Source organism: Methanothermobacter tenebrarum (assembly GCF_003264935.1).
In the GTDB taxonomy this organism is placed as follows: Archaea; Methanobacteriota; Methanobacteria; order Methanobacteriales; family DSM-23052; genus Methanothermobacter_A; species Methanothermobacter_A tenebrarum_A.
The window spans coordinates 1-24,307 of the sequence record NZ_QLOE01000012.1; the positions used below are offsets into that span (position 1 = coordinate 1).

A 24,307-nucleotide genomic window follows, 5' to 3' on the forward strand; every position below is an offset into this window, starting at 1 on the left:
CACCATACAAACCACCAACACCAGGCAAAGACCTAACAGGCCTCAAATTAACAAACAAATCCAACTCACGCCTGAGTTTAACTATGACATCGGCTGCGGTTTCTCCAGCAGCGCCGAATAAGCAAGCATCTGATTTTTTTATGATCTCTAGGGTTTCATCTGGGAGTGGGTCTCCTGTTTTCTCTGCGCATTCATCTCCAGCCTCTGCGAATTCATATTCAAAATCTAGATCTAGGCCGCCGAGTATGTGAAGTGCGGCGTCCATTACTTCTTTGCCGACTCCGTCTCCTGGTATGACTGCTATTTTGTACATGTGAATTCACCAGTTTTTATTTTTGAGGTAGGGGATTAAACCACCCTTTTTAAGTATTTCGACCATGAATTTTGGTAACTTTTTAAATTTGAATTCCTTTTTATTCTTTTTTATTATACCCTTTTCTAGGTCGATTTCTATTTCGTCTCCTGTTTTCAAGTGTTTTGATATGCCGGGGGCTTCTAGTAGGGGTATTCCAAGGTTTATTGCGTTACGGTAGAATATTCTTGCGAAGGATTCTGCGATTACTGCTGATATCCCAGCACCCTTTAGGGCTAAGGGGGCGTGTTCTCTTGATGAACCGCATCCAAAATTTTTTCCCGCCACTATGAAATCGCCCTTTTTAATTTTATCTGGGAATTTTGGGTCTATACCTTCCATTAAGTGTTTTGCAAGTTCCTTGGGGTCTCTTATGACGAGGTATCTGCCAGGTATTATCTGGTCGGTGTCGATATTATCTGGAAATTTCCAAACTCTTCCTTTCATGGACTTTCACACCTTAGATATTCTTTGGGTGTGTTATTTTTCCTTTTATTGCGGAGGCTGCGGCCACTGCCGCGGATGATAGGTATACTTCCGATTCTGGGCTTCCTTGTCTGCCTTTGAAGTTCCGGTTAGAAGTTGAAAGGCTGACTTCCCCGGGTCCGAGGAGTCCTATGTGTCCTCCGAGGCATGGGCCGCAACATGGGTTGCATATTATTGCACCTGCATCTATGAATATCTTTATTAGGCCTTCGTTTAATGCTTTTGTGTAAACTTCCCTTGAGGCGGGTATTATTAGCATTCTGACTTTTTTTGATACTTTTTTACCCTTTAGTATTTTTGCAGCGTCTCTCAGATCTTCTATGCGCCCGTTTGTGCATGACCCTATGAAGATTTGGTCTATTTCTGTTCCTTCCACTTCACTTATTGGTTTAACGTTATCTACGTTGTGTGGACATGCTATCTGTGGTTCGAGGCCTTCGATGTTTACTTGTATTTTTTCGAGTGAAGGTGCGTCAGGGTCTGTTTTCATGACATTGTAGGGTTTTTTCGATCTTTTTTTCACGTATTCTATGGTTTTTTCATCTGCTTCTATGATTCCTGTTTTGCCACCCATTTCGATTGCCATGTTGCAGAGCACAAGTCTTTCTGAGATGTTCATGTTTTTCACTGTGCTTCCTGTGAATTCACAGGCTTTGTATGTGGCTCCGTCTATCCCAATCTTCCCTATGATATATAATATGATATCCTTTGCATATACATGATCTTTGGGTTGGCCTTCTATTTTGAATTGGATGGTTTCTGGGACTTTGAACCATAGTTTTCCGGTGGCTAGGACCATTGCCATGTCTGTTGATCCTATACCGGTGGCGAATGCTCCGAGGGCTCCGTGGGTGCAAGTATGTGAATCTGTTCCAACTATAACATCTCCGGGGGTGACATGACCTTTTTCTGGGAGTACTTGGTGGCATATACCTTCTCTGACGTCATAGAAGTCCTTTATATTTTGTTCTTTCACGAATTTTCTCATGATTATATGATTTTCAGCAGCTTCTATGGAATCTGCTGGTACTTGGTGGTCGAAGAGTACAACGATTTTGGAGGGATCCCATACTTTTTCCGATCCTATTTTTTTAAATGCTTCAACGGCGAGCGGACCTGTTAGATCATGCATCATGGCCACGTCTATGTTGGCCATTATTATTTCACCGGCTTCTACTTCCTTTTTACCAGCGGCTTTTGCGAGTATTTTTTCAGAAATAGTCATGGGCATGTTTAATCCTCCTAGATTTAGAATTATTGGAGCGATTATAGAATAAGGCGCTCTTTCCTATCCTGGTATATGTTTTGATTTTGTACAATATAAATGCATATTAGAAATACCCCATACAAACCATTTTATTGTAACTAATCATACCCCCATAGAATGGATAAAATGATTCGGAAGTTTTCTTCCGATTTATTTATAAAGGATCATAGAAAACTTATTAATCACCGGTAATCCCTTTATAAAGGGGTTATTAACCTAAAAAAATCGTAGAATTAATATATAGCTTCTGATATAATACTTCTTAGTAATTTTTTCCACCAAAAAAAATATGGTTTGTAATTTAAAAGTGGTGATTTTGTGATTAAAGATTCGCACGTTTTAGCTGCACTTCCTTCAAAAGCAGATATTAGCGTTGAAAAAAACAACGGGATAAGAGAAAAATTCAGCCACGAAAAACTCGTCAAATCACTATTAATGGTCGGTTCACCACTCTGGGCCGCTGAAAAAATAGCATCAAAAGTCGCCAAATCAGCCTACGATGGCATCCCCACCAAAGAAATAAAAATGTTAGTATACACTTCACTAAAAGAAATCGACGAAGAAACAGCAGACAAATACCTAGCCGCCAGAAAATTAAAAGTTAGAACATCACGTGACACAATAGAATCATTCGACCAGAAAAAGATAGAGAAAAGCCTAATAAAAGAAGCTGGGGCGTCACCGCAACTAGCAAAGAGAATAGCCACAGAAGTGTGGAAAGAACTTAAAAAACTTGACGTAGAATACCTTACAGCCCCCATGATAAGGGAAATGGTCAACACCAAACTCATCGAACACGGCCTAGAAAAACTAAGAAGAAAATACACCAGACTAGGAATACCAGTATACAACATAACAGAACTCATAACCGAAGGCTCCAGGGACAACGCAAACATGATACACAACCCAGAAACAGTCCACAAATATGTAGCCGACGAAGCACTCAAACAATACACCCTACTCCACATACTACCACACCGCCTAGCAGACGCACACATGTCAGGAGACATCCACATACACGACCTAGAATTCTTCGCAGCCCGACCACTAAACTGCCTACAACATGATCTAAGATTATTCATAAAACACGGCCTCAGAGTCGACGGCACAGGAGACCACACATCAGTCGCCGGACCTCCAAAACACCTTGAAACCCTCATGAACCATGCCGGAGAGATAATGCTAGCAGCACAACAAAACATGTCAGGCGGCCAGGCCATGAGCCTCTGGAACGTATTCGTAGCACCATTCGCCGCCAAACTATCCTATGATGAGATAAAACAAGCAGTGCAAATGTTCATATTCAACCTCAACATGGCATACGCCGCAAGAGGGAGCCAAGTCCCATTCACAAGCATAAACCTAGAATTCGCAGTACCAGACTTCCTACTAGATGTACCAGCTTACGGGCCCAGAGGCGAACACGTAGGAGTCTACGGAGACTTCTATGAAGAGGCTAGGCAAGTTACAAGGGCATTTACTGAAGTGCTCCTTGAAGGAGACGCTGATGGCAAACCCCACCTATTCCCGAACACAATCTATGTTATTCGCAGGGAAACCCTCAAGGACGAATTTGAAGATGACCTACACCTTGTACATGAATTAGCTGCTAAGTATGGGACAGCATACTTTGTTAACATGCTAGCAGATTACAGGGGCGAAATGTCCAATTACATGGGGTGCAGAACACTCCTATCAGATAACTGGACAGGAGACTGGGAAAAAGATTGTCTCAGAACAGGAAACCTTGCATATGTAACATTAAACCTTCCAAGAATAGCCTACCAGGCAAAAGACGACGATGAGATATTCGATTATCTAGACGAATACCTAGATCTTGCAATAGACGTGTTAAAATTGAGAAGAAAACAGGCTCTTGAATGTCTAAATGACTATAATTTATTACCATTCCTCACACAAGAGATTGAAGGCGAAAACTATTATAGGATAGAAAATGCAACCCTAAGCTTTGGATACGTCGGCCTAAACGAAATGTTAGAATATCATACAGGAAACAGCATCACAGATCCTGATGCCAACAAATTCGGACTCAAGGTAATAAAATATTTATATGAACGCGCCCAGGAACTCAAAAAAGAAACAGGACTGCGATGGAGCGTCCTACAGACGCCAGCCGAGAGCACAGCCCACAGATTCGCAATGCTAGACAGTGAATTACACAGTGAAAAGGCCATACTCCAAGGAAAGGAAGACTCATACTATTATACCAATTCAAGTCACGTTCCAGTAGACTCCGAAGTAGATATTGTGAAAAAGATAAGAATAGAGGAAAAATATCATCCACTGACACCAGGAGGACATATATTCCATGCATGGCTTGGAGAAGCACAACCAGACGCCCAAGCCCTCCAAAAATTCACAAAAAACATCTGCAAAAATACAGACATAGGATTCTGGGCCTACAGCAACACCCTAAGCTTCTGTCTCAGATGTAAAACCCTAATGAGAGGACTCCAGGAGACCTGCGCTAACTGCGGCGAAAAAGATGAAGTAGAATGGTACGACCGCATAACAGGATACGTGCAACAGGTCGGAAGAGCCAAATCATCAAGCGGAGGATGGAACAAAGGGAAAAGACAAGAACTACTCGACAGAAAACGCTACAACCTATAAGGGGTAATTCAGAACACAATGATACTTATACAAGCAATTGGAAAAATTGAAGGAAAAATCCTAGAAATCCTGAAAAACTGTATAAGTAAAATTCTTAACACTAAAGTTATAATCTCTAGCCAATTTTTAGATATTCCAGAAAATGCCTATAATCCACTAAGAGGTCAATATAATTCAACAAAAATACTATTATTTTTAAAAAGTGTCATAAAAGAAGACTTTGATCGCATATTAGGGATAACCGACGCAGATTTATATGCACCAGGTCTAAATTTCGTATTTGGAGAAGCAGAATCCCCTGGAAAATTTGCCATAATATCCCTGTACAGATTAAAACATCCAGATAAGAAAATATTCATAGAAAGAATGCTGAAAGAAGCCATACATGAACTCGGCCACGCCTTTGGATTAGCCCATTGCAGCAATCCATCTTGTGTAATGTATTTCAGCAACAGCATCATAGATACGGACAAAAAAACTTACATGTTCTGTAAAAAGTGTCTAAAGAAATTAAAACTAGCCAATTAAATTTTTTATGGGCTCTGAGCTGAAATTAAATCATTCTTTTAAACAGCAAGGGGGAGCTTTCATGGTCCAAATTTTTCTTTGCAGAATAAGGCCATTGAATAAAATGATAGATTTAAATAGTCCGAGTAGTGAAAATGATTTAGATCCCTTGTAGTATAATTTTTTGGGATAATAATTTCATCTGGTAAGTCCACAAAGCTTTAGACTTCACTTGGACTTTTCTTAGTGGATTTGAGCTCCTTGACTTTGAATGGGTAATGGACTTACAATGTGTTACAATCAATTTATATGTTTCCATTCAAGCCCCTTCCATGTCTAATTTAAACATTTATCGGGAGGTCTCCCCATTATAGATCATACCTACATATCATTATCGTGTATTCCAATAATTTATACAAAAAAATTTTTGATATTGAATAACTTTTCTATTTTATGTACTATTTTAAAAATCTTTAAATAATATCCAACATAAATAGATATAATGACATAGCATTATGAAAAAATTAAAGCAGAAACATAGCGCTATGAAAAAATTAATTGGAGGAATAAAAATACAAAAACAAAAAGTCATTTTCGTCACATTAACGATACTTATTGCACTTTCAATATCCTCAGCAGCATCCGCCACCGACACAAACGAACAAGACTCTAACTTCTCATTAATGGCCGCCCCCATTCAAGGTCAAGCAGGGACCACATTAAAAAATGCTAGTGTTACTGCCACACCTCTCTGGGAAACACCATTTACCTGGACAATTGAGAAAACAGGCCCCACAGAAGAATATACAGTCAATGTTGGAGATTCAATCACAATCCCATACAATGTCACAATCACCAATACACAACAACCAGACATCAGAAAGATCACTGGAATTGTCAACGTCACTAATGGCGGAGACAAGGCCACTGAAAACTTGAACATCATACTAGACTTGTACAAAAAACCAGATGGGGGAGGATACACGACCTTTGTGGGCTCATACCCCGTGGATGTTTCATCAAACCCTGTCCTAGACCCTGAAGAAACTGGAATATACCCATATACCATCGAATTGACAGATGAACAAGTGCAACCAGGCTCAGGATACAAAATAAGCGCGAATATAACAATAACCAACCATTCAGGACGTCTAGGACAACCATTTGGTCCAAGTCCAGATACCACGTTTATATGGCCTTCCCAGTCCACTCTAATTGATGAGGCGATCACAGTCAAGGACACATACATCGACTTAAATGGTGTGGAACATGTCATAGATCTTGGCACATACAGTACCGACCCTACTCTGCCAGGGACCACATATGTGGAGCCTAACAGTTCATATCAGATTCCAACCCAGATTACCATTGGACCTTTTAATACACTTGGCGGGCCATACCCATTCACTAACACTGCAAGTTTTGTCACAACTGACACTGGTGCAACTGGTTCAGATTCTTGGACTGTAAATGTTTATGTAATGGGCGCGAAAGGTACTTTAACTATCGGTTACTGGAAGACACATACTGGCCTCTATGGAAATAACAAGGATGTAGTCACACCACTTTTAGGATCAGGCATCTGGTTAGGTACACCAGATGGAGCTAAAAGTGTGCTGGTAACTAGTGCAGAGCAGGCAAGAGAATTGTTGTCAATGAGTGGAGATGCTTCAAACGGTATTAATAAGTTATATGCTCAACTATTAGCCGCGAAGTTAAACATCGCAAATGGAGCTGATGGCAGTTCTATCTCAACTACAATAGTCGCTGCTGATGAGTTCTTAGCTACTCATAACGCAAGTGATTGGAGTTCATTAACTAAGAAACAAAAACAAGAAGTTCTTAAATGGGCATATCTGCTAGACCAGTACAATAATGGATACTAAAATGTGACATTTTAACTAAAATTCCCCCTTTTTTATTTTTTAGTTTTTTGGGTTGCCTAGTTTTATGTTTAACAGCCAAATGGTAAGCATTGAGAAATCGTATCAAAGGCTTCTTTTTTCATGGATCTCACATATAAAGAAATTTTATCATGTGTTTATATCAATTATGGCCAAGTCATAAAAGCATTTTTTTAAGGGGGGATTATTTGCTGTTATCTGTTTTTTGTGAAGATTATCTTTTCAGGTAATCTTCTATGGAAGTTGCATAGGACCCATTTTTTAATTTTAAAGGTTTGGTGATGGATTTTGAAGATTCTCCGAATCCGGGCGCTACAAGTGTGTGTCTACCTATCCCACCAGCAACCACTATCACTATATCATCCCTTGAGCGTGTTATCCGCACCATATTATCCTCAGCAAACTTTTTATCGAATGAACGACCACCCCTATCAGCCAAATCCAACGAAACCATCGCATTTTCATGTATATAATCTTTCACGTCCTCCTTTTCCCAACCTTCATCTGCAATAGAATTTGCATGCTCCGGACCCATTATAACTAATATTTCACCCGGCACGTGACTATTATTTGAACCAGCAGTGGAAATAGTATGTATTATTGTGTCTAGTATATCCTCTGGCTTAATACTTCTATGGTCGTTTACATTGTATGGAGCTTCTGCACCCATGACAGTCACTGTAGTTGAATTTTCTGGGAAGCCTCTTTCAACATGTAATGGCTCCCAAGGATTTTCATCTTCATTTTCTGCAAAACAGTAAGTGTATTTTGCAGGAGACCCCATGGTAGCATGATCCCCCACCCCTGGTATGGCCCCTGCAATATTGATTAAGCAGAGTCTTAGGGCTCTTCCAAGTGTTGCGTTTGCAAGGTTTCCAGGGCCGAGGCATCCTGTTGAATAATTAAATCCTATCTCGTCTTTCATCGGCCCGTTGATTATCATAGCAACTGCTATTGGATGTGTTGTTGCATTTAATGCTGCTAAGTTGAATTTTTCTTCTGCGATGGCCATGATGGCATGTTCAAGGAATGGCATTAACTGTGGAGGGCATCCTGCCATAACCGCGTTTACCGCGATCTTTTCTATGGTTGCTTTACCATTTCGTGGCGGTAAAACTGCTATAACATCCTCAGGATCCTTTAGGGAATATCTGTAGAATTTTTCCACTCTTTCTGGTGTGGGTGGTATGATGGGTAAGCCGTCGGTGAAACCTTTCTGGTAGAATTCCATGTTTATTTTTTCGAGAGAATCAACTTGAAGGTCGATGTAGCATCCGCATCCTTTCATTGTCTTTCACCGTATGTGTTTTTTGATGTCTTTTATTGTCTGTTTTGTTTTTTTGATAACTTTTTGTTTTTCTAGGCCGGCTATTGGGTGTTTTATTTCGACTATTCTGAGCTTTGGTGCTCCGTGTGCTGTGGCTAGTTCTTTTGCGAATTTGCTGAATTTGTCTGAGCAGATTGTGATAGTTGGGGTTCCTGTTTTTTCGAGGCGTAGGGCGTCTAGTATGAGCCATGTTGTGCAGGATCCGCAGTCTCCAAGTGCTAGTATGCAGAGGTCTGATTGTGCGGCTTCTTGTATTTTTTTGTCTGTTGCGGGTGCTCCTGCGGGTTTTGTGGATCTTAAGATTTTTATATTACCTTTTAGGCTTTTTGGGATTTCTTCGAGTATTATGTCTGCGTTGGGTTTTGTATTGTTGAATAGGGTGATTTTCTCTATTTTCCCTATCCTGTTTATACTGGTTTCTTTTTTTTCTGTTTCTGCGAGTGGACTTAGGATCATCATTTTTCCAGTTTTAGTCTTTTTATGACGAATTCTTTGTCAAGGGATAGGAGGAATGATGCTGCTCTTGGGCCCATCTTTTTCCCTATAAGGACTTTGTAGATTGCCTGGAATCCTTCTCTTGGTTTTAGGTTGTGTTTTCTCAGTGTCTTGTAGATTTCGTCGTGTAGTTCTGTTGCAGTTAACTTTCTTTCTTCTATGATGTCGGCGACTTCGCTGAGGAACATTTTTTGTTCTTTTGATAGTTCTACTGGGGGTAGTTTTTCTTGGACTTGGAATTTCACCATTTCTGGGGCGTATTTTCCCAGCCAGTTTTTCACGTGTTCTATTCTTTCAATGAGTTGTTCTCTTTGAAAATTCTTCAGATCATTTAAGTTTTTATCATCGAATTCTGGGGGTAATTGTGAATTTTTCTTGAGGATTTTATAGATTCTCTGAAGGTTTTCGCCGGCTATCTGATAGGCCACTACCATGAACCTATAGGATGGACGTAATGGCAAGTCCTCAAATTCTTGTATCATAGATGTCTTGTAGATCCTCTTCAATTTTTCTTCTTCTTTTTTTGACGTGGCTGATTCCATGCCATAGTATATTCTTTCTGTGCGGTCGAATTGGTCCATAAAATCTAGGAATGGCATTTCAGGGTTGAAGTCTTTGTGTTTCATTGGTTTGCTCCTGAATATGAAATAATTCAAACTTTCTGGAGGTCCTATTTCTAGCCATTGTCCTGGTGTGAAGAATATGCCCTTTGATTTTGACATGGCTTCTCCTTTGAAGGTTATCCATTCATAGGGTACAGGGTATGGTGGTGGATAATCGAATATTTCCCTGGATATTTCGCTGCTGACATCATAGGATCCTCCGCTCGCTGCATGATCTTTACCAAAGGGTTCGCAGGTGACATTTAACATTTTCCATCGCGCAGCCCATTCCACCCTCCAAGTAAGTTTACCATTTCCCATTTTGATATCTGTTTCACCATTAAATCCGCACTTACATTTATAATAGACAGTATCCCCTTGGAAGTCGTTGGCATAGGTTGTGTTTATTCTACCACATTTATCACAGATGGGATTATAGGGTAACCAGTCATCTGGGAGCGGATTTTCACGATACTTATTAAATATTCTCCTTATATCATCTGCCCTTTCCAAGGATATCCTAATATATTTATTGTATGATCCATCCTTGTACATTTGGGCTCCAGAATATGCTTCAAGTTTTATTTTGAATTTTTTGAGGCTTTCTAAGAATGGTCTTTGGAAGTGTTCCACGAATCCTTCACAACAGCCTTCGGGGCATGGTATCATGGAATATGGTACTCCAAGATACCTCTCGAAACTTTCAGGTAAGGGGTATGGTACTTTACGGAGCGGGTCATGATCATCAGCCACCCATATGGTCTTGGCTTTCATATCATCTTCTAACAGGCTCCTTGTTATGGCATTGGCTATAAAAACGTCACATGAATTCCCAATATGTATGGCTCCTGATATGGAGGTTCCACTGGCTATTACATGTTCTTCTATGTCCTTTTTTTTAAGTTCGTCCGCTATTCTTTCAACCCAGTGCTTCAATGTCATCACCAAAACCCCCTAAAGTTGGAGGTTTAGTCTGTGAAGATATCTTCTTGTGCACTTTCAAGCCATTCGTTCACTATCTTCACTGCACAATACTCTCCACACATTGTACAAGTGTCAGGATCTTCTGGTGGTCTTTCTTCTCTTATTCTCCTGGCGTCTGCAGGACACATTGCAACATCAAATTGTGCTTCCCAGTCCAACTTTTTACGTGCATTGGCCATTATAAGGTCCTTTTCACCATTGTGTATTCCTTTGGACATGTCACCTACGTATGCTCCTATCCTTGTGGCTATAACACCCTCTTTAACATCTTCTGGGAATGGTAGTGCAAGGTGTTCTGCTGGTGTGACATAACAGATGAAATCTGCGCCAGCGGCCGCGGATGCTGCGGCTCCTATCGCGGCTACAATATGATCATAACCGGCTGCTATGTCGGTGACAATAGGTCCTAACATGTAGAATGGGGCTCCTTTGCATAACTTTTTTTGTAATATAACATTTGCTTTTATTTCATCTAATGGTATGTGCCCCGGACCTTCTACCATGGCCTGGACTCCAGCTTCCCTGCTCTTGTCGATTAATTCTCCGAGTATTATGAGTTCTTGGACTTGCGCGCGGTCTGTTGCGTCTGCGATCGCCCCTGCGCGCATACCATTTGCGAGTGATAATACGAAGTCATATTCTTTCGCTATTTCTAGGATGTAGTCGAAGTCTTTGTAGAGTGGGTTTTCTGTTTCATTTTCAACTATCCAAGCTGAAATGAATGCCCCGCCTCTGCTCACGAGGCCTCCTTCGCGGCCTTGTCTTTTTAATCTTTTGAGGGTTTCCATGTTTATGCTGCAGTGTATGGCCATGAAGTCTATGCCATCTTTTGCTTGTTTTTCTATGGTTTTGAACATTATGTCTTCGTCCATGTAGATTGCGGCGCCTTTTTTCCTTATGGTTTCTATGGCCGCCTGGTATACTGGTACGCTGCCTACTGGTATCTGGGAGATTTCTAGGATTCTTTTTCTGATTTTGTCTAGGTCGCCTCCGACTGAGAGTTCCATGAGTGTGTCTGCTTTGTTTTCGATTGCGATTTTTGCTTTTTCTTCCTCCATTTTGAGGTCTACTATGTCTGTAGAGGTTCCTATTGTGGCGTTTACTTTTGTTCTGAGCCCTTCACCTATACCAACGGGTTTCACTTCCCTGTTAATGTTGTTTGGGATGATTATCCTACCATTGGCCACGCCCCTTCTTATAAAATCTTCTGGGACATTTTCTTCTTTGGCGATGGCTTTCATTTCTTCTGTTATGATACCTTTTTTGGCTTCGTCCATTTGTGTCATGGGATCTTCACCCTTTGAGTTTTAGTTTTTCATTCCAGTAATTTTCGTACCGGTTTTTCACCATTTTGTAGTTTGGTATGTTGGTTTGTGTGCCTTCGGCTTCCACTATGAATGATGCTACTGTGGATGCGAATTTTCCACACGTTTCGAGGTCAGCCCCTTCAAGGTAGGCTCGTAGGAAGCCTGCACGGTATGAGTCCCCAGCGCCGGTGGGGTCGATTGCTCTGCGTACTATAGCTCCTATTTCTATTTTTTCCTCTGCGTATATTATGCTGCCTTGTTTTCCATAGGTTTTCACTATTATATGTGGGCCGATTTCTTGTAGTTTTTTTATGTTCATTGAGAGTTTCTTTTGGATTCTGTCTATTTCGAAATGGTTGCCGAATAGTATGTCTGTTAGTCTTATTACCTTTTCTAGTTGTTTTTTTGTGTAAAGGTGGAGGTCTTGTCCCGGGTCGAATGATATGATTTTGTCTTCTTTTCGTGCGATTTCTCCGCATTTGCCATTGAATGATGGGTCGCCTGTGGCTAGGTGGACTGCGCGGGCTTCTTGTATTGTCTTGTATGGTGCTTCAGTGTTTTTGAAGTTTTTGGCCGCTCCCCAGTAAAAGTAGCTTATCTGGTCTTTTTTGGAGTTTGTCATTATGAATGCTGTGGGCGTGCTCTCGTCTTCTATGATGATCATGGAATCTGTGTTTATTTTGAATTTTTTGAGTTTTTCATGGTATTCTGATCCTATGAAGTCTCCTCCTACTGCTGATACTAGCGAGGTTTTGAGGTTGAGGGATGATGCGGTTAGTGCAACGTTTGCAGCGGCGCCGCCGTGCATTTTTTTCATCCTTTTTATGGTTACTGAAGAGTTGGGTGGTGGGAATTCGTCTATTTGGATTATATAATCGATAGCTGTGTGTCCTATTGCTAGTAGGTCTATTTCGTTCAAAGGGAATCACCTTGCAAAATGATTGGGGGGAAAATAGAATATCATCTTAGATGGTATGGGTATTTAGTTACTGGTTAATATTAAACTTTCACTTTTTTTGGGCGTTTTTTATTTGATTCTTTCGAATCCTTCTTTTTGGATTGTAGATTGTCCTTTGTTGGATATGAAGTCTATGAAGTCGTTTATGCGTTCGTTGAATGGTATTATGCTTATCACGTGTCTTGTCTCATTCTTTAGTATGTCGTTTCCTGGGAATTTGCTCGCGTTAAGGAAGGTGTAAAGTTTTGGGTTATTTTGCACTATCTCGAATGCTTGGAATGGTGATTTAACCTTTTTTGCGATCTTAAACTTTATGCCTTTTTCTCTTAATATTCTCCATGCTAGTCTTTGTGAGGAGTTTTCCACGGCGACGAACCTTGCATTGTTAAGTTCGTTGATCTTTTGGATTTTGTCTCCTGGTATGAGTGCTAGGTGGTCGTAGGCGATTGGTATGAAGTCTAGGTTGTTCCTGAATGCTATAAGTGGATCATCTAATGCTATTAGGTCCAATCTGCATTTTTTTGAAAGGTGGTATGCTTCATCGTCGCTACAAGTGTATAGTGCCGCTTCTAATTTATAAGCTTCTATTAATGCCATCATAAGCTGGGAGGATATGTAACCGGCTGCTATTAGGATCCTTTCACTCTCTTCTAGGAGGTTCTTGTATTCATGGTATTTTTTAAGGATTTTAGCCCCTTCTGGTGTGAGTTCAGAACCACTTTTACTACTTTTAACTAACTTGAATCCTAGTTTATCCTCGAATTTTAGTATGCGCCTATTAAATACTTGGACTGTTATACCAACCTTATCGGCGGCTTTTCTCTGGGAACACGTCCTTGAGACCCATTCTAACATTTCAAGTAATTTGTAATCTAATTCAACACCATCTATGGAGATACCAATAATTGGTTTTTCTTTCATGCCAATCAGCGGGGACTATAAAATTTTTTATAATGGATTTAAGACAAATCTTATAAATGTAGTTAAAGTAGTTTATCCTATAAAAAGGGGGTAAGGTGCGAAGGTTGATAATAAAAGAAGCTATCAAGTTAATCATAAAAAACATCCAAGAAGTTTTAGAGAGCATAGATGAAAAAGCCATAGAAAGATTGATTGAAACCTTAACATCCTCTAAGAGAATATTCGTGATCGGATTGGGACGTTCAGGGCTTGTAGCAAAGGCTTTTGCAATGAGACTAATGCACTTGGGCATGAACGTATTCGTAGTTGGGGAGACCATAACCCCAGCCATAAAAGAGGATGATTGTCTGATAGCAATCTCAGGATCTGGGGAGACAAGTTACATTATAAAAGCTGCTAACATAGCCAAGGACAGAGGTTCAAAGGTAGTTGCCATAACATCATACCCGAAATCATCCCTTTCAAAAATCGCAGATCTTACAGTGACTGTAAAAGGGAAAACTAAAATAGATGGTGAACAAAATTATATAAAAAGACAAATGAAGGGCGAACACCACTCAAAAGCACCCCTAGGGACACTATTCGAAGTATCTGCTCTAGTATTCCTAGACGGGCTAATAGCAGAGCTAATGGAAAAACTAAATAAAAAAGAAGAAGATATGAAAAAAATGCATGACGTTTTCGAATGAAATTAACCCATTTCATAGTACAATTGTAGCCCGGCCACCCCCCACTCTTGACCTAAAAATTTATATTTTTATTCTCTCAGGGTGGGTGTAAATATTAAACCTCCTATCCCTCACAAAACCTATCATGGTAAGACCAGCATCCACAGCAACCTTGTAACCAGAATATGTTGGAGCGGCATTTGAAGCTATGATGGGTATACCCACCCTTGCAACTTTTATGAGCATGTCAGCTGGCATGCGACCACTATAAACTATAAAAGTCTCTGCAAAATCAACCATATCAAGGGCACCCGCCCCTATTATCTTATCCACCGCAACATGACGGCTAACATCCTCTGCAAGTATGAACCTATCCCCGCCTACAAGAGCGGCCACATGGGCCCCTCCAGTCATCTTCCATAACCTCGCCCCTTTTACCAGCCTATCAAAAGCCTCAAAAAGTTCATCCTTCGTTATGCTAAATGTGGAATCGACTGCTTCCACAGATTCTATCTTATATCTCCACCCGCCCAGACTATCTGATCCTATAACAGATTCCTTGGCCATGCTATCCTTTAGGTTTATTTCCACGTTTATGGTTTCCCCATTTATATCTAAAAGTTTTATATCAGATACTGTGTCGATTAAACCTTCACCTAAAAGGTATCCTATTGTGAACTCTTTCAAATTATTGGGGGTAACATAGAAACGCCTGGAGAGCATCTCATTTATTATAAGGTGAATTTCTGAATCTTTAACGACTCGTTCTTTGACCTTAGCAATTTTTCCATCAACCTTAAAAGCAATGACATCCTTATATAATCTCATATAATATCCTCTCCTTTAGGATAATATTGGCAGATGGGGAATAAATCTTTGATGTGATGTTGATTTTCGCCAGTAGAGGAGGTCGTTAATGCAAAAATTGAGGGAAATATTAGAATCCTATCAAGGTAAAAGGGAAGATATTATACCAATACTCCAGGATATCCAAGGAAAGTATGGATATTTGCCAGAGAATGCTTTAAGGGAGCTTTCGAAGTTTACGGGGGTTAGTGAGAGTCAAATTTATGGTATTGCAACATTCTATGCTCAATTTAGGTTCACGCCAAAAGGTAAGAAACATGTAATGGTTTGCACGGGCACGGCATGCCATGTAAAAGGCTCTGATCAGATAATAGACGCTATTCAAAGGCACCTCAAAATAAAAGAGGGGGACACCACCCCAGACAATGAATACTCCCTAGAAGCTGTAGGTTGCATCGGCTGCTGCTCACTCGCACCATGTGCCATGATAAACGAAAAGGTAATATCAAGGATAAAACCGAGACAAATAAAAAGACTACTCCCACAAAAGTCATAGAGTGTCAACATGAACTTCGAAAAACTCGTCCAGAAAGCAAAAAAAGAATACTACTCCATCTTCCGAGGAGAACCACCAGCCATCCTCATAGGCTCGGCCACTTGTGGCATATCAGCCGGATCAAATGAAATAAAAAAAGTAATAGAAGATGAAATAACCAGAGAGAACATCGAAGCGAGGATAATACCAGTTGGGTGCATAGGATCATGTTATGCAGAACCTCTCATAGGAATATTCAAAGATAACAAGGAAGGAATATTCTACGGTCCAGTAAACAAAAAAATAGTTAAAGAGATCATCAAAAAGAACATCATAGAAGATGAAGTGGCCGAAGAGAATATTCTAGGCACAATACAAGTAAAAGAAACAGGGAATACAGGTAGTTTTTTCGAATCTGATTTTATGAGGTTACAATCCCGTCAAATACTCAGGAGATGTGGTCTGATAAACCCTGAAGATATAAACCATTATCTTGCAACAGGAGGCTACACAGGCCTATTGAAGGCTCTTGAAATGGGAGCTGATGAAATCATAGACACTATTAAAAGATCGGGTCTGCGTGGAAGGGGTGGAGCAGGATTCCCCACATGGCTGAAATGGGATTTATGCAGACAATCAAATTCTAAAGAAAAGTATATTATATGTAATGCGGATGAAGGAGATCCAGGCGCATTCATGAATCGTTCACTTCTTGAAGGAGATCCACACTCTGTAATTGAAGGAATACTGATAGGAGCCCATACAATCAAGGCCAAAAAAGCATACATTTATTGTAGAGCAGAATATCCAGCCGCATTGGAGAAATTGGAGAAGGCCATAAAAGATTTGGATAAAATAGGCCTCCTAGATATTGAGATCGTGATAAAAAGGGGTGCGGGCGCCTTCGTATGTGGCGAGGAGACCGCGCTCATTGCATCAATTGAAGGCCGAAGAGGCATGCCACGAACAAGGCCACCATTCCCAACCACAAAAGGCCTATGGGGCAAGCCCACTGTAATAAATAATGTGGAAACATTCGCAGCAGTATCCTTAATATTCCAGGAAGGAGTTGAACAGTTCAGTTCAATAGGTACTGGATCAAGTAAAGGCACTAAAACATTTTCACTCGTGGGAGATGTTAAAAGAACAGGCCTTATAGAAGTACCCCTTGGCACAACCCTTAAAAGGGTCATATTTGATATAGGGGGTGGTATAAAAAATGGGGGAAATTTAAAGGCTGTTCAGATAGGGGGGCCATCAGGGGGTTGTCTTCCAGCTTCAATGATGGACACTGAAATTGATTATGATTCACTCACTTCTGCAGGGGCTATCATGGGATCAGGGGGCCTTGTAGTTTTATCAGATGATTCTTGCATGGTGGAAATTGCACGTTATTTTCTTGAATTTACACAAAGGGAATCATGCGGTAAATGTGTACCTTGTCGTTTGGGGACCCAGCAAATGCTATTAATCCTTAATGATATAGTCCAGGGGAATGGAAGTCCAGAGGACATTGAGACGCTCCATGAAGTTGCAGAGGCTGTTAAAGCGGCTTCACTTTGCGGGCTCGGCCAGACAGCGCCGAATCCTGTTCTCACCACCCTTAAATATTTCAGGGAAGAATATGTTGAACATGTTATGAATGGGAGGTGTCCAGCAGCATATTGTAGGGAGTTGATGCATTACTTCATTGACGAAAAACTGTGCACAGGATGCATGGTATGTTCAAAGGTTTGTCCAGCTGATGCTATTGTGGGCTTAGAAGATGAAGTACATTTTATAGATCAGGAGAAGTGTCTGAAATGTGGTTCTTGTATGGATGTTTGTAAAGAAGGTGCGATATTAAAGGTGCCCGGTCCTGGGAAGAGCATAGAATAAACTTATATACCATTTTGTTATTAATTATTATTATAATAGTTTTCACACGCTCTTTCACCAATTTTATTAGGTTTATGATAATGTATTATAATATTGAGGGACAGCGATGAAAAGGGAAATATTAGATGAATATGAGAAGATAAAAGATAAAATTTCAAAGGAAGAGTTCCTAAAACAGCTTGAAGAAAGAAAAAAAGAATACGATGTAGGTTTCATCGATGAGGTTGACATAGCCCATATGATAGTAGGCGAGTACTTAAACCAAGAAAACAAACCATTATCAGAAAGGGAGTATAAGATCGCTGATATAGCGGAAATGGAGGGAGCTGATCGGAACCTTAAAATTATAGGTAGAGTCCTCAGAATATCCAATATAAGGAGCTTCATTAACCGTGCCGGGAAAGAGGGGAAAGTAGCGAATGTCCTATTAGCAGATGAAACCAGGAAGATAAGGGCGGTATTCTGGACACCTAATATAAAGTTACTCAAGAAATTCAAAGAAGGAGACATAATCCAAATAGAAGGTTTCCAAGTGAGAGGGGGTTTCGCAGGTAGAAAAGAGATCCACTTACAACCTCGCGCCACAATAAAAGTATTAGACCCGGAAGATCACCCAAACATCCCAGAATACAAGGAAGAAATAACACCCATAGCCGAAATCAAAGAAGAAGACGAAGAAGTCAACATTATAGCGAGGATAACCCGCATATCAAGGATAAGAACCTTCGAAAGGAATGGTAGGGAAGGCAAAATCGCATCAATGGAACTAAAAGACGAAACAGGGAAAATAACCTACACCCTTTGGAACAGGGACACAGAACTTATAAAAAACCTCCCCTTGAAAGAAGGTGACGCCATAAAAGTACTAGGCGCCCAAACAAGAAAAAGGGAAGGAGAAGTCTACTTAACCCATCATGGACTTACAAGGATTATAAAAGGAGACTTCAAAGTCCCTGAGGTGGAAGAGAAAATATTAAAAATAGGGGACCTCCACGAGGAAAGAGACGTGAACGTAATCGGCCTCGTTACAAAAGTCCACGATAAAATAAACTTTGAAAGAGCCGATGGGACAACAGGATCCCTAAGATCCCTTGAGATAATGGATGATACAGGAGCTGTTAGAGTAACACTATGGCACGAAGACGCGGACCTAGACATAAAAAAGGGTGATATAATAAAAATAGAAGGCGGGAATGTTGAATTTGACAATTACACATCATCCTATCGTATAAACACAAACTGGAACACTAGGATAACCATAAACCCTGAAGAGGACACAGGACTCATAAAAGTCCTAAAAGAATATAGGGAACATTTAAAACCTGCGAAGATATCCTCAATACTGGAAATGGAGGATGAAGGCGAAGAAGTTGATGTGGTCGGCCGCATATTATCACTAAGAGACCCTAGGGAATTTCAAAGGGAGGATGGTGTAGGTATATTCAGGAGCATGGAGTTGGCAGATGACACAGGCGTCATAAGACCCTAGGGAATTTCAAAGGGAGGATGGTGTAGGTATATTCAGGAGCATGGAGTTGGCAGATGACACAGGCGTCATAAGAGTCACATTATGGGATGATAAAGCAACCACATCATTAAAAGTAGGAGACGCTATAAGAATAGAAAATGCTAGAATCCGATTGGGCCTATATGACATTGAATTAAGTGTGGGTAAAACCGCAAGGATAATGAAACCCCTCCCAGAGGACGTGAAGGAGCTCCCAAGCATGGAAGAACTTGAAGATGTTATCTACACCACCAAGAAAATTGATGAGATAGAGGAGGATGACAGGAGAATAAAGATTGTCGGGAGAGTCATCGACCTTTACGAGCCTAGGGAATTTCAAAGGGAGGATGGTGTAGGTATATTCAGGAGCATGGAGTTGGCAGATGACACAGGCGTCATAAGAGTCACATTATGGGATGAGAAGGCAGACACACCCCTCAACATAGGGGATGCTGTGAAAATAGAAAACCCCCGTGTAAGATATAGAAACGAGAATCTTGAACTTAGTTTGGGTCGAGATTCCCAGATAGAAGTTATCAAAGGAGAAGTCGAGGATTTACCCAGTTTCGAGGAAATAGAGGAGATGGTTTACCCATATAAGAGTATAGGCGACCTTGATGAGGAGTCCGAGAATGTGAAAATTTCGGGGGAATTAACAGACCTTTATGGTGATAGAATAGTATCATATCGTTGTCCAAGGTGTAACACGCGCCTTGATGTCAGCGAGGAAAATATATGCAATTTCTGTGGCGAGGTAATAGATGAACCACGCCACCTACTCATAATACCCGGCCGGATCACTGATGAGACCGGAGAAATAAGGATAACATTCTTTGGAAGAGAAGCCGAAAAATTGCTTGGAATGAAAACAGAGGAAGTAGTGGATGTGATTAACAAGACAGGTGATGAAGGGGCTTTACATGATAAAGTTGAAGATCTTAATGGCGTGCATGTAACTGTAATAGGGAATGCGAATTTCGATGAATATAATGAAGAATTAAGATTCAATCCCAAAAAGATTGTGGATATCAAATTTTAAAATCAAAGAAGGAGAATGAAAATGGTTGAACTCGAAGATCTCCCAAACGTAGGGTCCAAAACAGCTCAGAAGCTTAGAGAAGCAGGATTTGGGGACATGATGCGTCTTGCAACAGCCACGGCTAAAGAGTTATCAGTTAAAGCAGATATAGGTGAAGGAGTGGCTGAGAAGATAATAGAAGCGGCTAGAAAAGCCGAGAAGATAGACTTTGAAACAGCACTTGATGTGATGGAAAGGCGTAAAGATATTGGAAGGATAACCACTGGTAGCAAGGCACTAGATGAGCTTATAGGTGGTGGAATAGAAACACAAGCCATAACAGAGGTTTTCGGAGAATATGGGTCTGGTAAGAGCCAATTAGCCCACGAACTTGTTGTTACAGTCCAACTACCCGAGGATAGGGGTGGGTTAAACGGTGAAGCAGTATTTATAGACACAGAGAACACATTCAGACCAGAAAGGGTCGAACAGATAGCTAACGCTTTCGAACTTAACATCGAAGAGGTCATGGAAAGGATATACATTGCAAGGGCTTTTAATTCAAGTCATCAGATACTCATGGCCGAGAAAGTGAATGAATTAATCCAGGAGGGTAAGGATATAAGACTTGTCATAGTGGATTCGCTCACATCCCATTTCAGGGCAGAATATGTGGGGAGAGAATCCCTTGCAACGAGACAACAAAAGTTAAATCAGCACTTGCATACCTTACAGAACATTGCCAATACTTACAATGCGGCCATTTTCGTAACTAACCAAGTCCAGGCACGGCCTGACGCTTTCTTCGGGAGCCCGACAAAGGCTATAGGAGGGCACGTGCTTGGACACGCGGCCACTTACCGTATATGGTTGAAGAAAGGGTTAGCTGGTAAGAGGATAGCGAGATTAGTTGACAGCCCACACCTACCAGAAGGTGAATGCGTCTTTAAAATAACTAATGATGGTATAGTAGACTAGCCCCCCTGTTCCCCATTTTTTTGGTGGGGGGCTTGTGTGGATGTAATTGTGATAATTTATGAACTCCTTTGAGACCGTGCTTTCAATAGTCTTAATGGTTTTACTTGGTTATATCACAAAAACTTTAGGTGTTCTCAAAGAAGAGGATGCTTATTCTCTGAATAAAGTGGTTGTGAATATTGCTATACCATCTTTGATTTTTAACTCGATTTATAATTCGAAGATTTCAACTATCACGGCCCTTTTAAAGATGCCTTTTGTATCTATGACAGTTAGCCTTTTAATTGGGATAATGGTGTTCTCATGGACTAGAATAGCATATTATGATAAGAGACGTGCTTGGAGCATAATATTACCAGCTGCCATGGTCAATTCTGGTTTTATGGGCTATCCAGTAATCTTGGGAGTTTTTGGCGGTTCTGGTCTTTTAAGGGCGATATTATATGATATGGGGTCGGTATTCGTCTTTTTAACTATGGGAGTCTTATTATCTTTCATTTTTGGCAATGATTATAGGAGGATTTTGAAGAGGACGATCTTTTTCCCTCCACTCTGGGGTCTTTTCTTGGGCATAGCATTTAATGCCTTTAATTTACCTCTTGGACTCATATCCCATATTATAGATTACCTTTCAAAGGCAGCCGTACCTCTTATAATGATCTCTTTGGGTTTATCATTAGATTTTAAGGTTATAAAGTCTTCTTTAAAGGATGCTGTGATAGTAAGCACTTTCAGACTTTTGATATCGCCACTTTTAGCTGTTCTGATCGTGATGTTATTCCTATTTTCGGGTTTGGAAAAATCTGTTGCAATTATAGAAGCTGCAATGCCATCTGCCATGCTTAGCATGGTCCTATCCATCGAAAACGACCTTGATATTAACTTAACCGCTGCTTGTGTATTCATGAGCACAACACTCAGTCTAATAAGCCTACCACTGATAATAGCCCTTATTGGATGAAAAACACTTCCCAATTCTAATCAAAACCCCCCAAAGTATGATCTTACTGATCCGAAAACCCATATATTCTTTTAGCTACCTTTTTCAGGCTACAATGGAAATAAAACAAAGGTCATGGTTATCATATATAAAGTTTACTTAAATACACTAATAGAAACTTTTATTTATTACTGTGATAGAGTTTACATCATCTTATAGTTATATCTACATTTTAGTAAAAAGGTGGTTTAATTGGCAGAAGAAAAAAAGGAAGAAATGGAAGAACCACGAATCGGCGTCTACGTTTGTCACTGTGGGGTGAACATAGCCGGAGTAGCTGACATTGATGAAATAAGAGACTATGCAGCAACCCTCCCCAACGTAGTCGTAGCCAGAGACTACAAATACTACTGCTCAGACCCAGGACAATTAGAAATACAACAGGACATAAAAGAACTAGGACTAAACAGGGTCATAGTGGCCGCATGCTCCCCTAGACTCCACGAACCCACTTTCAGAAGATGCGTTGAAGAAGCAGGCCTCAACCCATTCCTATTTGAATTCGCAAACATAAGGGAACAGAACACATGGGTCCACATGCACGAACCAGAAGCGGCAACAGAAAAAGCTAAAGACCTAGTAAGGATGGCAGTCGCCAAAGCAAGACTGCTAGAACCACTAGAAACTTCAAAAGTCAGCGTCGAAGACAAAGCATTAGTCATAGGAGGGGGAGTAGCAGGTATACAAGCAGCCCTAGACCTAGCTGACATGGGCTTTAAAACATACCTCGTCGAGAGAAGGCCAAGTATCGGAGGCCGAATGGCCCAACTAGACAAGACATTCCCAACCTTGGACTGTTCAATGTGTATCCTCTCACCAAAAATGGTGGACGTGGGTAAACACGAAAACATAGAACTCATAACCTACGCAGAAGTTAAAGAAGTGGACGGTTACATTGGAAACTTCAAAGTAACAATCGAAAAGAAACCAAGATACATTATTGAAGAAGAGTGTGTAGGCTGCGGTACATGTGTAGAAGTATGTCCAATTGAAATGCCAAACTATTTCGATGAAGGCATTGGAATGACCAAAGCAGTATACATACCATTCCCACAGGCAGTTCCATTATGCGCCACCATAAACAAGGACTACTGTATAGAATGTAACTTATGTCACGAAGTCTGTGAAAGAGGCGCTGTAAACCACGACCAAGAACCAGAAGAAATAGAACTAGAAGTAGGCACAATCATAGTAGCAACAGGCTACGACCCATATGATCCAACAGAGAAACTAGAATACGGATACGGCAAATACACCAATGTAATAACTGGTATAGAACTCGAAAGATTGATCAACGCATCCGGGCCCACAGAGGGTAAAGTACTCAAGCCATCAGATGGTAAAAAACCAAAGAGGATCGCCTTCATACACTGTGTCGGTTCAAGAGACGAACAAATCGGAAAGCCCTACTGTTCAAGAGTCTGCTGTATGTACATCATGAAAAACGCCCAATTAATAAAAGACAAAGTCCCAGAAACCGAAATAGCATGCTACTACATGGATATTCGAGCATTTGGTAAGGGATTCGAAGAATTCTACAAACGATCACAAGAACAATATGGTATAAAATTCATCAGAGGAAGAGCAGCCGAGATAATAGAAAACCCAGACCTCACATTAACAGTAAGGGCAGAAGACACCCTCCTCGGCAAAACAACAGAGTACACATATGACATGGTCGTACTAGGCGTTGGATTAACACCACCAGAAGGAATCGAGGACCTTAGAAAGACCATAGGATTGTCAAAGTCTGCTGACGGCTTCCTAATGGAAGCACACCCAAAACTCAGACCTGTTGACACCTTAACAGATGGAGTATACCTAGCAGGCGTATCACAAGGTCCAAAAGACATACCAGATTCAGTAGCACAATCTTCAGGCGCAGCAGCCCGAGCAGCCATCCCAATGGTCAAAGGAGAAGTTGAAATCGAACCCATAGTTGCTGTCACAGACCTTGACATATGCGGCGGATGCCAAGTATGCGTAGAATTATGCCCATTCGGTGCCATTGAAATAAAAGACGACCAAGCAAACGTAAACGTTGCCTTGTGTAAAGGCTGCGGAACATGTGTAGCCGCATGCCCATCAGGCGCTATGGACCAACAACACTTCAGAACAAAACAGATAATGGCACAAATCGAAGCAGCATTCAAAGAACCGGCAAAATAACCC

The 24,307-nt window shown here is 40.8% G+C and carries 21 protein-coding genes; 11 read left to right on the plus strand and 10 right to left on the minus strand.

Going from position 1 to position 24,307, the window contains the following annotated elements; translation table 11 throughout:
* The 3 genes from DPC56_RS07510 to hacA form a co-directional block, all read right to left on the minus strand.
* The coding region (locus DPC56_RS07510) for an isocitrate/isopropylmalate family dehydrogenase (RefSeq protein ID WP_245923977.1) at nt 1-313 on the minus strand (313 nt) is incomplete at its 3' end.
* Between the two features lie 6 nt (nt 314-319).
* Nucleotides 320-799: a 3-isopropylmalate dehydratase small subunit gene (locus DPC56_RS07515; protein ID WP_112094463.1), complete on the minus strand. Its 480-nt coding sequence runs from the start codon at nt 797-799 to the stop codon at nt 320-322.
* A gap of 13 nt (nt 800-812) precedes the next feature.
* The gene (gene hacA / locus DPC56_RS07520) at nt 813-2,069 is read right to left on the minus strand and encodes a homoaconitase large subunit (protein ID WP_112094464.1); all 1,257 of its coding nucleotides are present in this window, start codon (nt 2,067-2,069) and stop codon (nt 813-815) included.
* 354 nt (nt 2,070-2,423) lie between these two features.
* On the opposite strand from hacA, the gene nrdD reads away from it, so the two are divergent.
* From nrdD to DPC56_RS07535, 3 genes are all read left to right on the plus strand, one after another.
* The gene (gene nrdD, locus DPC56_RS07525; RefSeq protein ID WP_394339532.1) at nt 2,424-4,739 is read left to right on the plus strand and encodes an anaerobic ribonucleoside-triphosphate reductase; all 2,316 of its coding nucleotides are present in this window, start codon (nt 2,424-2,426) and stop codon (nt 4,737-4,739) included.
* 18 nt (nt 4,740-4,757) lie between these two features.
* Nucleotides 4,758-5,267: an archaemetzincin family Zn-dependent metalloprotease gene (locus DPC56_RS07530; protein ID WP_112094465.1), complete on the plus strand. Its 510-nt coding sequence runs from the start codon at nt 4,758-4,760 to the stop codon at nt 5,265-5,267.
* Nucleotides 5,268-5,761: 494 nt separating this feature from the next.
* Nucleotides 5,762-7,132, plus strand: a complete 1,371-nt coding sequence (locus DPC56_RS07535) for a COG1361 family protein (RefSeq protein ID WP_112094466.1) — start codon at nt 5,762-5,764, stop codon at nt 7,130-7,132.
* Between the two features lie 232 nt (nt 7,133-7,364).
* Here DPC56_RS07535 and DPC56_RS07540 read toward each other — a convergent pair whose 3' ends face one another.
* The 6 genes from DPC56_RS07540 to DPC56_RS07565 all read right to left on the minus strand — a co-directional run bounded on the left by DPC56_RS07540 (nt 7,365) and on the right by DPC56_RS07565 (nt 13,744).
* The gene (locus DPC56_RS07540) at nt 7,365-8,438 is read right to left on the minus strand and encodes a hypothetical protein (protein WP_112094467.1); all 1,074 of its coding nucleotides are present in this window, start codon (nt 8,436-8,438) and stop codon (nt 7,365-7,367) included.
* A 6-nt stretch (nt 8,439-8,444) separates the two neighbouring features.
* Nucleotides 8,445-8,936 carry a UGSC family (seleno)protein gene (locus tag DPC56_RS07545; protein WP_112094468.1) on the minus strand — a complete coding sequence of 164 codons (492 nt, stop codon included), beginning with the start codon at nt 8,934-8,936 and terminating at the stop codon, nt 8,445-8,447.
* The gene (gene lysS / locus DPC56_RS07550; protein WP_112094500.1) at nt 8,933-10,510 is read right to left on the minus strand and encodes a lysine--tRNA ligase; all 1,578 of its coding nucleotides are present in this window, start codon (nt 10,508-10,510) and stop codon (nt 8,933-8,935) included. Before lysS ends, DPC56_RS07545 begins: the two co-directional genes overlap by 4 nt.
* A 32-nt stretch (nt 10,511-10,542) precedes the next feature.
* Nucleotides 10,543-11,844 carry a phosphomethylpyrimidine synthase gene (gene thiC / locus DPC56_RS07555; protein ID WP_112094469.1) on the minus strand — a complete coding sequence of 434 codons (1,302 nt, stop codon included), beginning with the start codon at nt 11,842-11,844 and terminating at the stop codon, nt 10,543-10,545.
* A 7-nt stretch (nt 11,845-11,851) separates the two neighbouring features.
* A complete protein-coding gene (locus DPC56_RS07560) occupies nt 11,852-12,784 on the minus strand; it encodes a carbohydrate kinase family protein (RefSeq protein ID WP_112094470.1) in 933 nt (310 codons plus the stop codon).
* Nucleotides 12,785-12,892: 108 nt separating this feature from the next.
* Nucleotides 12,893-13,744, minus strand: coding sequence for a LysR family transcriptional regulator (locus DPC56_RS07565; RefSeq protein ID WP_112094471.1), 852 nt, complete (start codon nt 13,742-13,744; stop codon nt 12,893-12,895).
* A 104-nt stretch (nt 13,745-13,848) separates the two neighbouring features.
* Between DPC56_RS07565 and hxlB the strand changes: the two genes are divergently transcribed.
* Nucleotides 13,849-14,433: a 6-phospho-3-hexuloisomerase gene (gene hxlB / locus DPC56_RS07570; RefSeq protein ID WP_112094472.1), complete on the plus strand. Its 585-nt coding sequence runs from the start codon at nt 13,849-13,851 to the stop codon at nt 14,431-14,433.
* Nucleotides 14,434-14,493: 60 nt separating this feature from the next.
* Here hxlB and fdhD read toward each other — a convergent pair whose 3' ends face one another.
* Nucleotides 14,494-15,240: a formate dehydrogenase accessory sulfurtransferase FdhD gene (gene fdhD, locus DPC56_RS07575; protein WP_112094473.1), complete on the minus strand. Its 747-nt coding sequence runs from the start codon at nt 15,238-15,240 to the stop codon at nt 14,494-14,496.
* Between the two features lie 88 nt (nt 15,241-15,328).
* On the opposite strand from fdhD, the gene nuoE reads away from it, so the two are divergent.
* The 7 genes from nuoE to DPC56_RS07605 all read left to right on the plus strand — a co-directional run bounded on the left by nuoE (nt 15,329) and on the right by DPC56_RS07605 (nt 24,304).
* Entirely contained in the window at nt 15,329-15,775 is a 447-nt protein-coding gene (gene nuoE, locus DPC56_RS07580; protein ID WP_112094474.1) for an NADH-quinone oxidoreductase subunit NuoE, read from the plus strand.
* A 9-nt stretch (nt 15,776-15,784) separates the two neighbouring features.
* Nucleotides 15,785-17,632: an NADH-quinone oxidoreductase subunit NuoF gene (locus DPC56_RS07585; RefSeq protein WP_112094475.1), complete on the plus strand. Its 1,848-nt coding sequence runs from the start codon at nt 15,785-15,787 to the stop codon at nt 17,630-17,632.
* 106 nt (nt 17,633-17,738) lie between these two features.
* Nucleotides 17,739-19,121, plus strand: a complete 1,383-nt coding sequence (locus DPC56_RS08515) for an OB-fold nucleic acid binding domain-containing protein (RefSeq protein WP_348638841.1) — start codon at nt 17,739-17,741, stop codon at nt 19,119-19,121.
* Nucleotides 19,122-19,167: 46 nt separating this feature from the next.
* A complete protein-coding gene (locus tag DPC56_RS08520) occupies nt 19,168-20,178 on the plus strand; it encodes a hypothetical protein (RefSeq protein WP_348638842.1) in 1,011 nt (336 codons plus the stop codon).
* 21 nt (nt 20,179-20,199) lie between these two features.
* A complete protein-coding gene (gene radA / locus DPC56_RS07595; protein WP_112094476.1) occupies nt 20,200-21,135 on the plus strand; it encodes a DNA repair and recombination protein RadA in 936 nt (311 codons plus the stop codon).
* Nucleotides 21,136-21,193: 58 nt separating this feature from the next.
* A complete protein-coding gene (locus tag DPC56_RS07600) occupies nt 21,194-22,096 on the plus strand; it encodes an AEC family transporter (RefSeq protein ID WP_112094477.1) in 903 nt (300 codons plus the stop codon).
* A gap of 231 nt (nt 22,097-22,327) precedes the next feature.
* Nucleotides 22,328-24,304, plus strand: a complete 1,977-nt coding sequence (locus tag DPC56_RS07605; RefSeq protein ID WP_112094478.1) for a CoB--CoM heterodisulfide reductase iron-sulfur subunit A family protein — start codon at nt 22,328-22,330, stop codon at nt 24,302-24,304.
* Nucleotides 24,305-24,307: the final 3 nt, after the last annotated feature.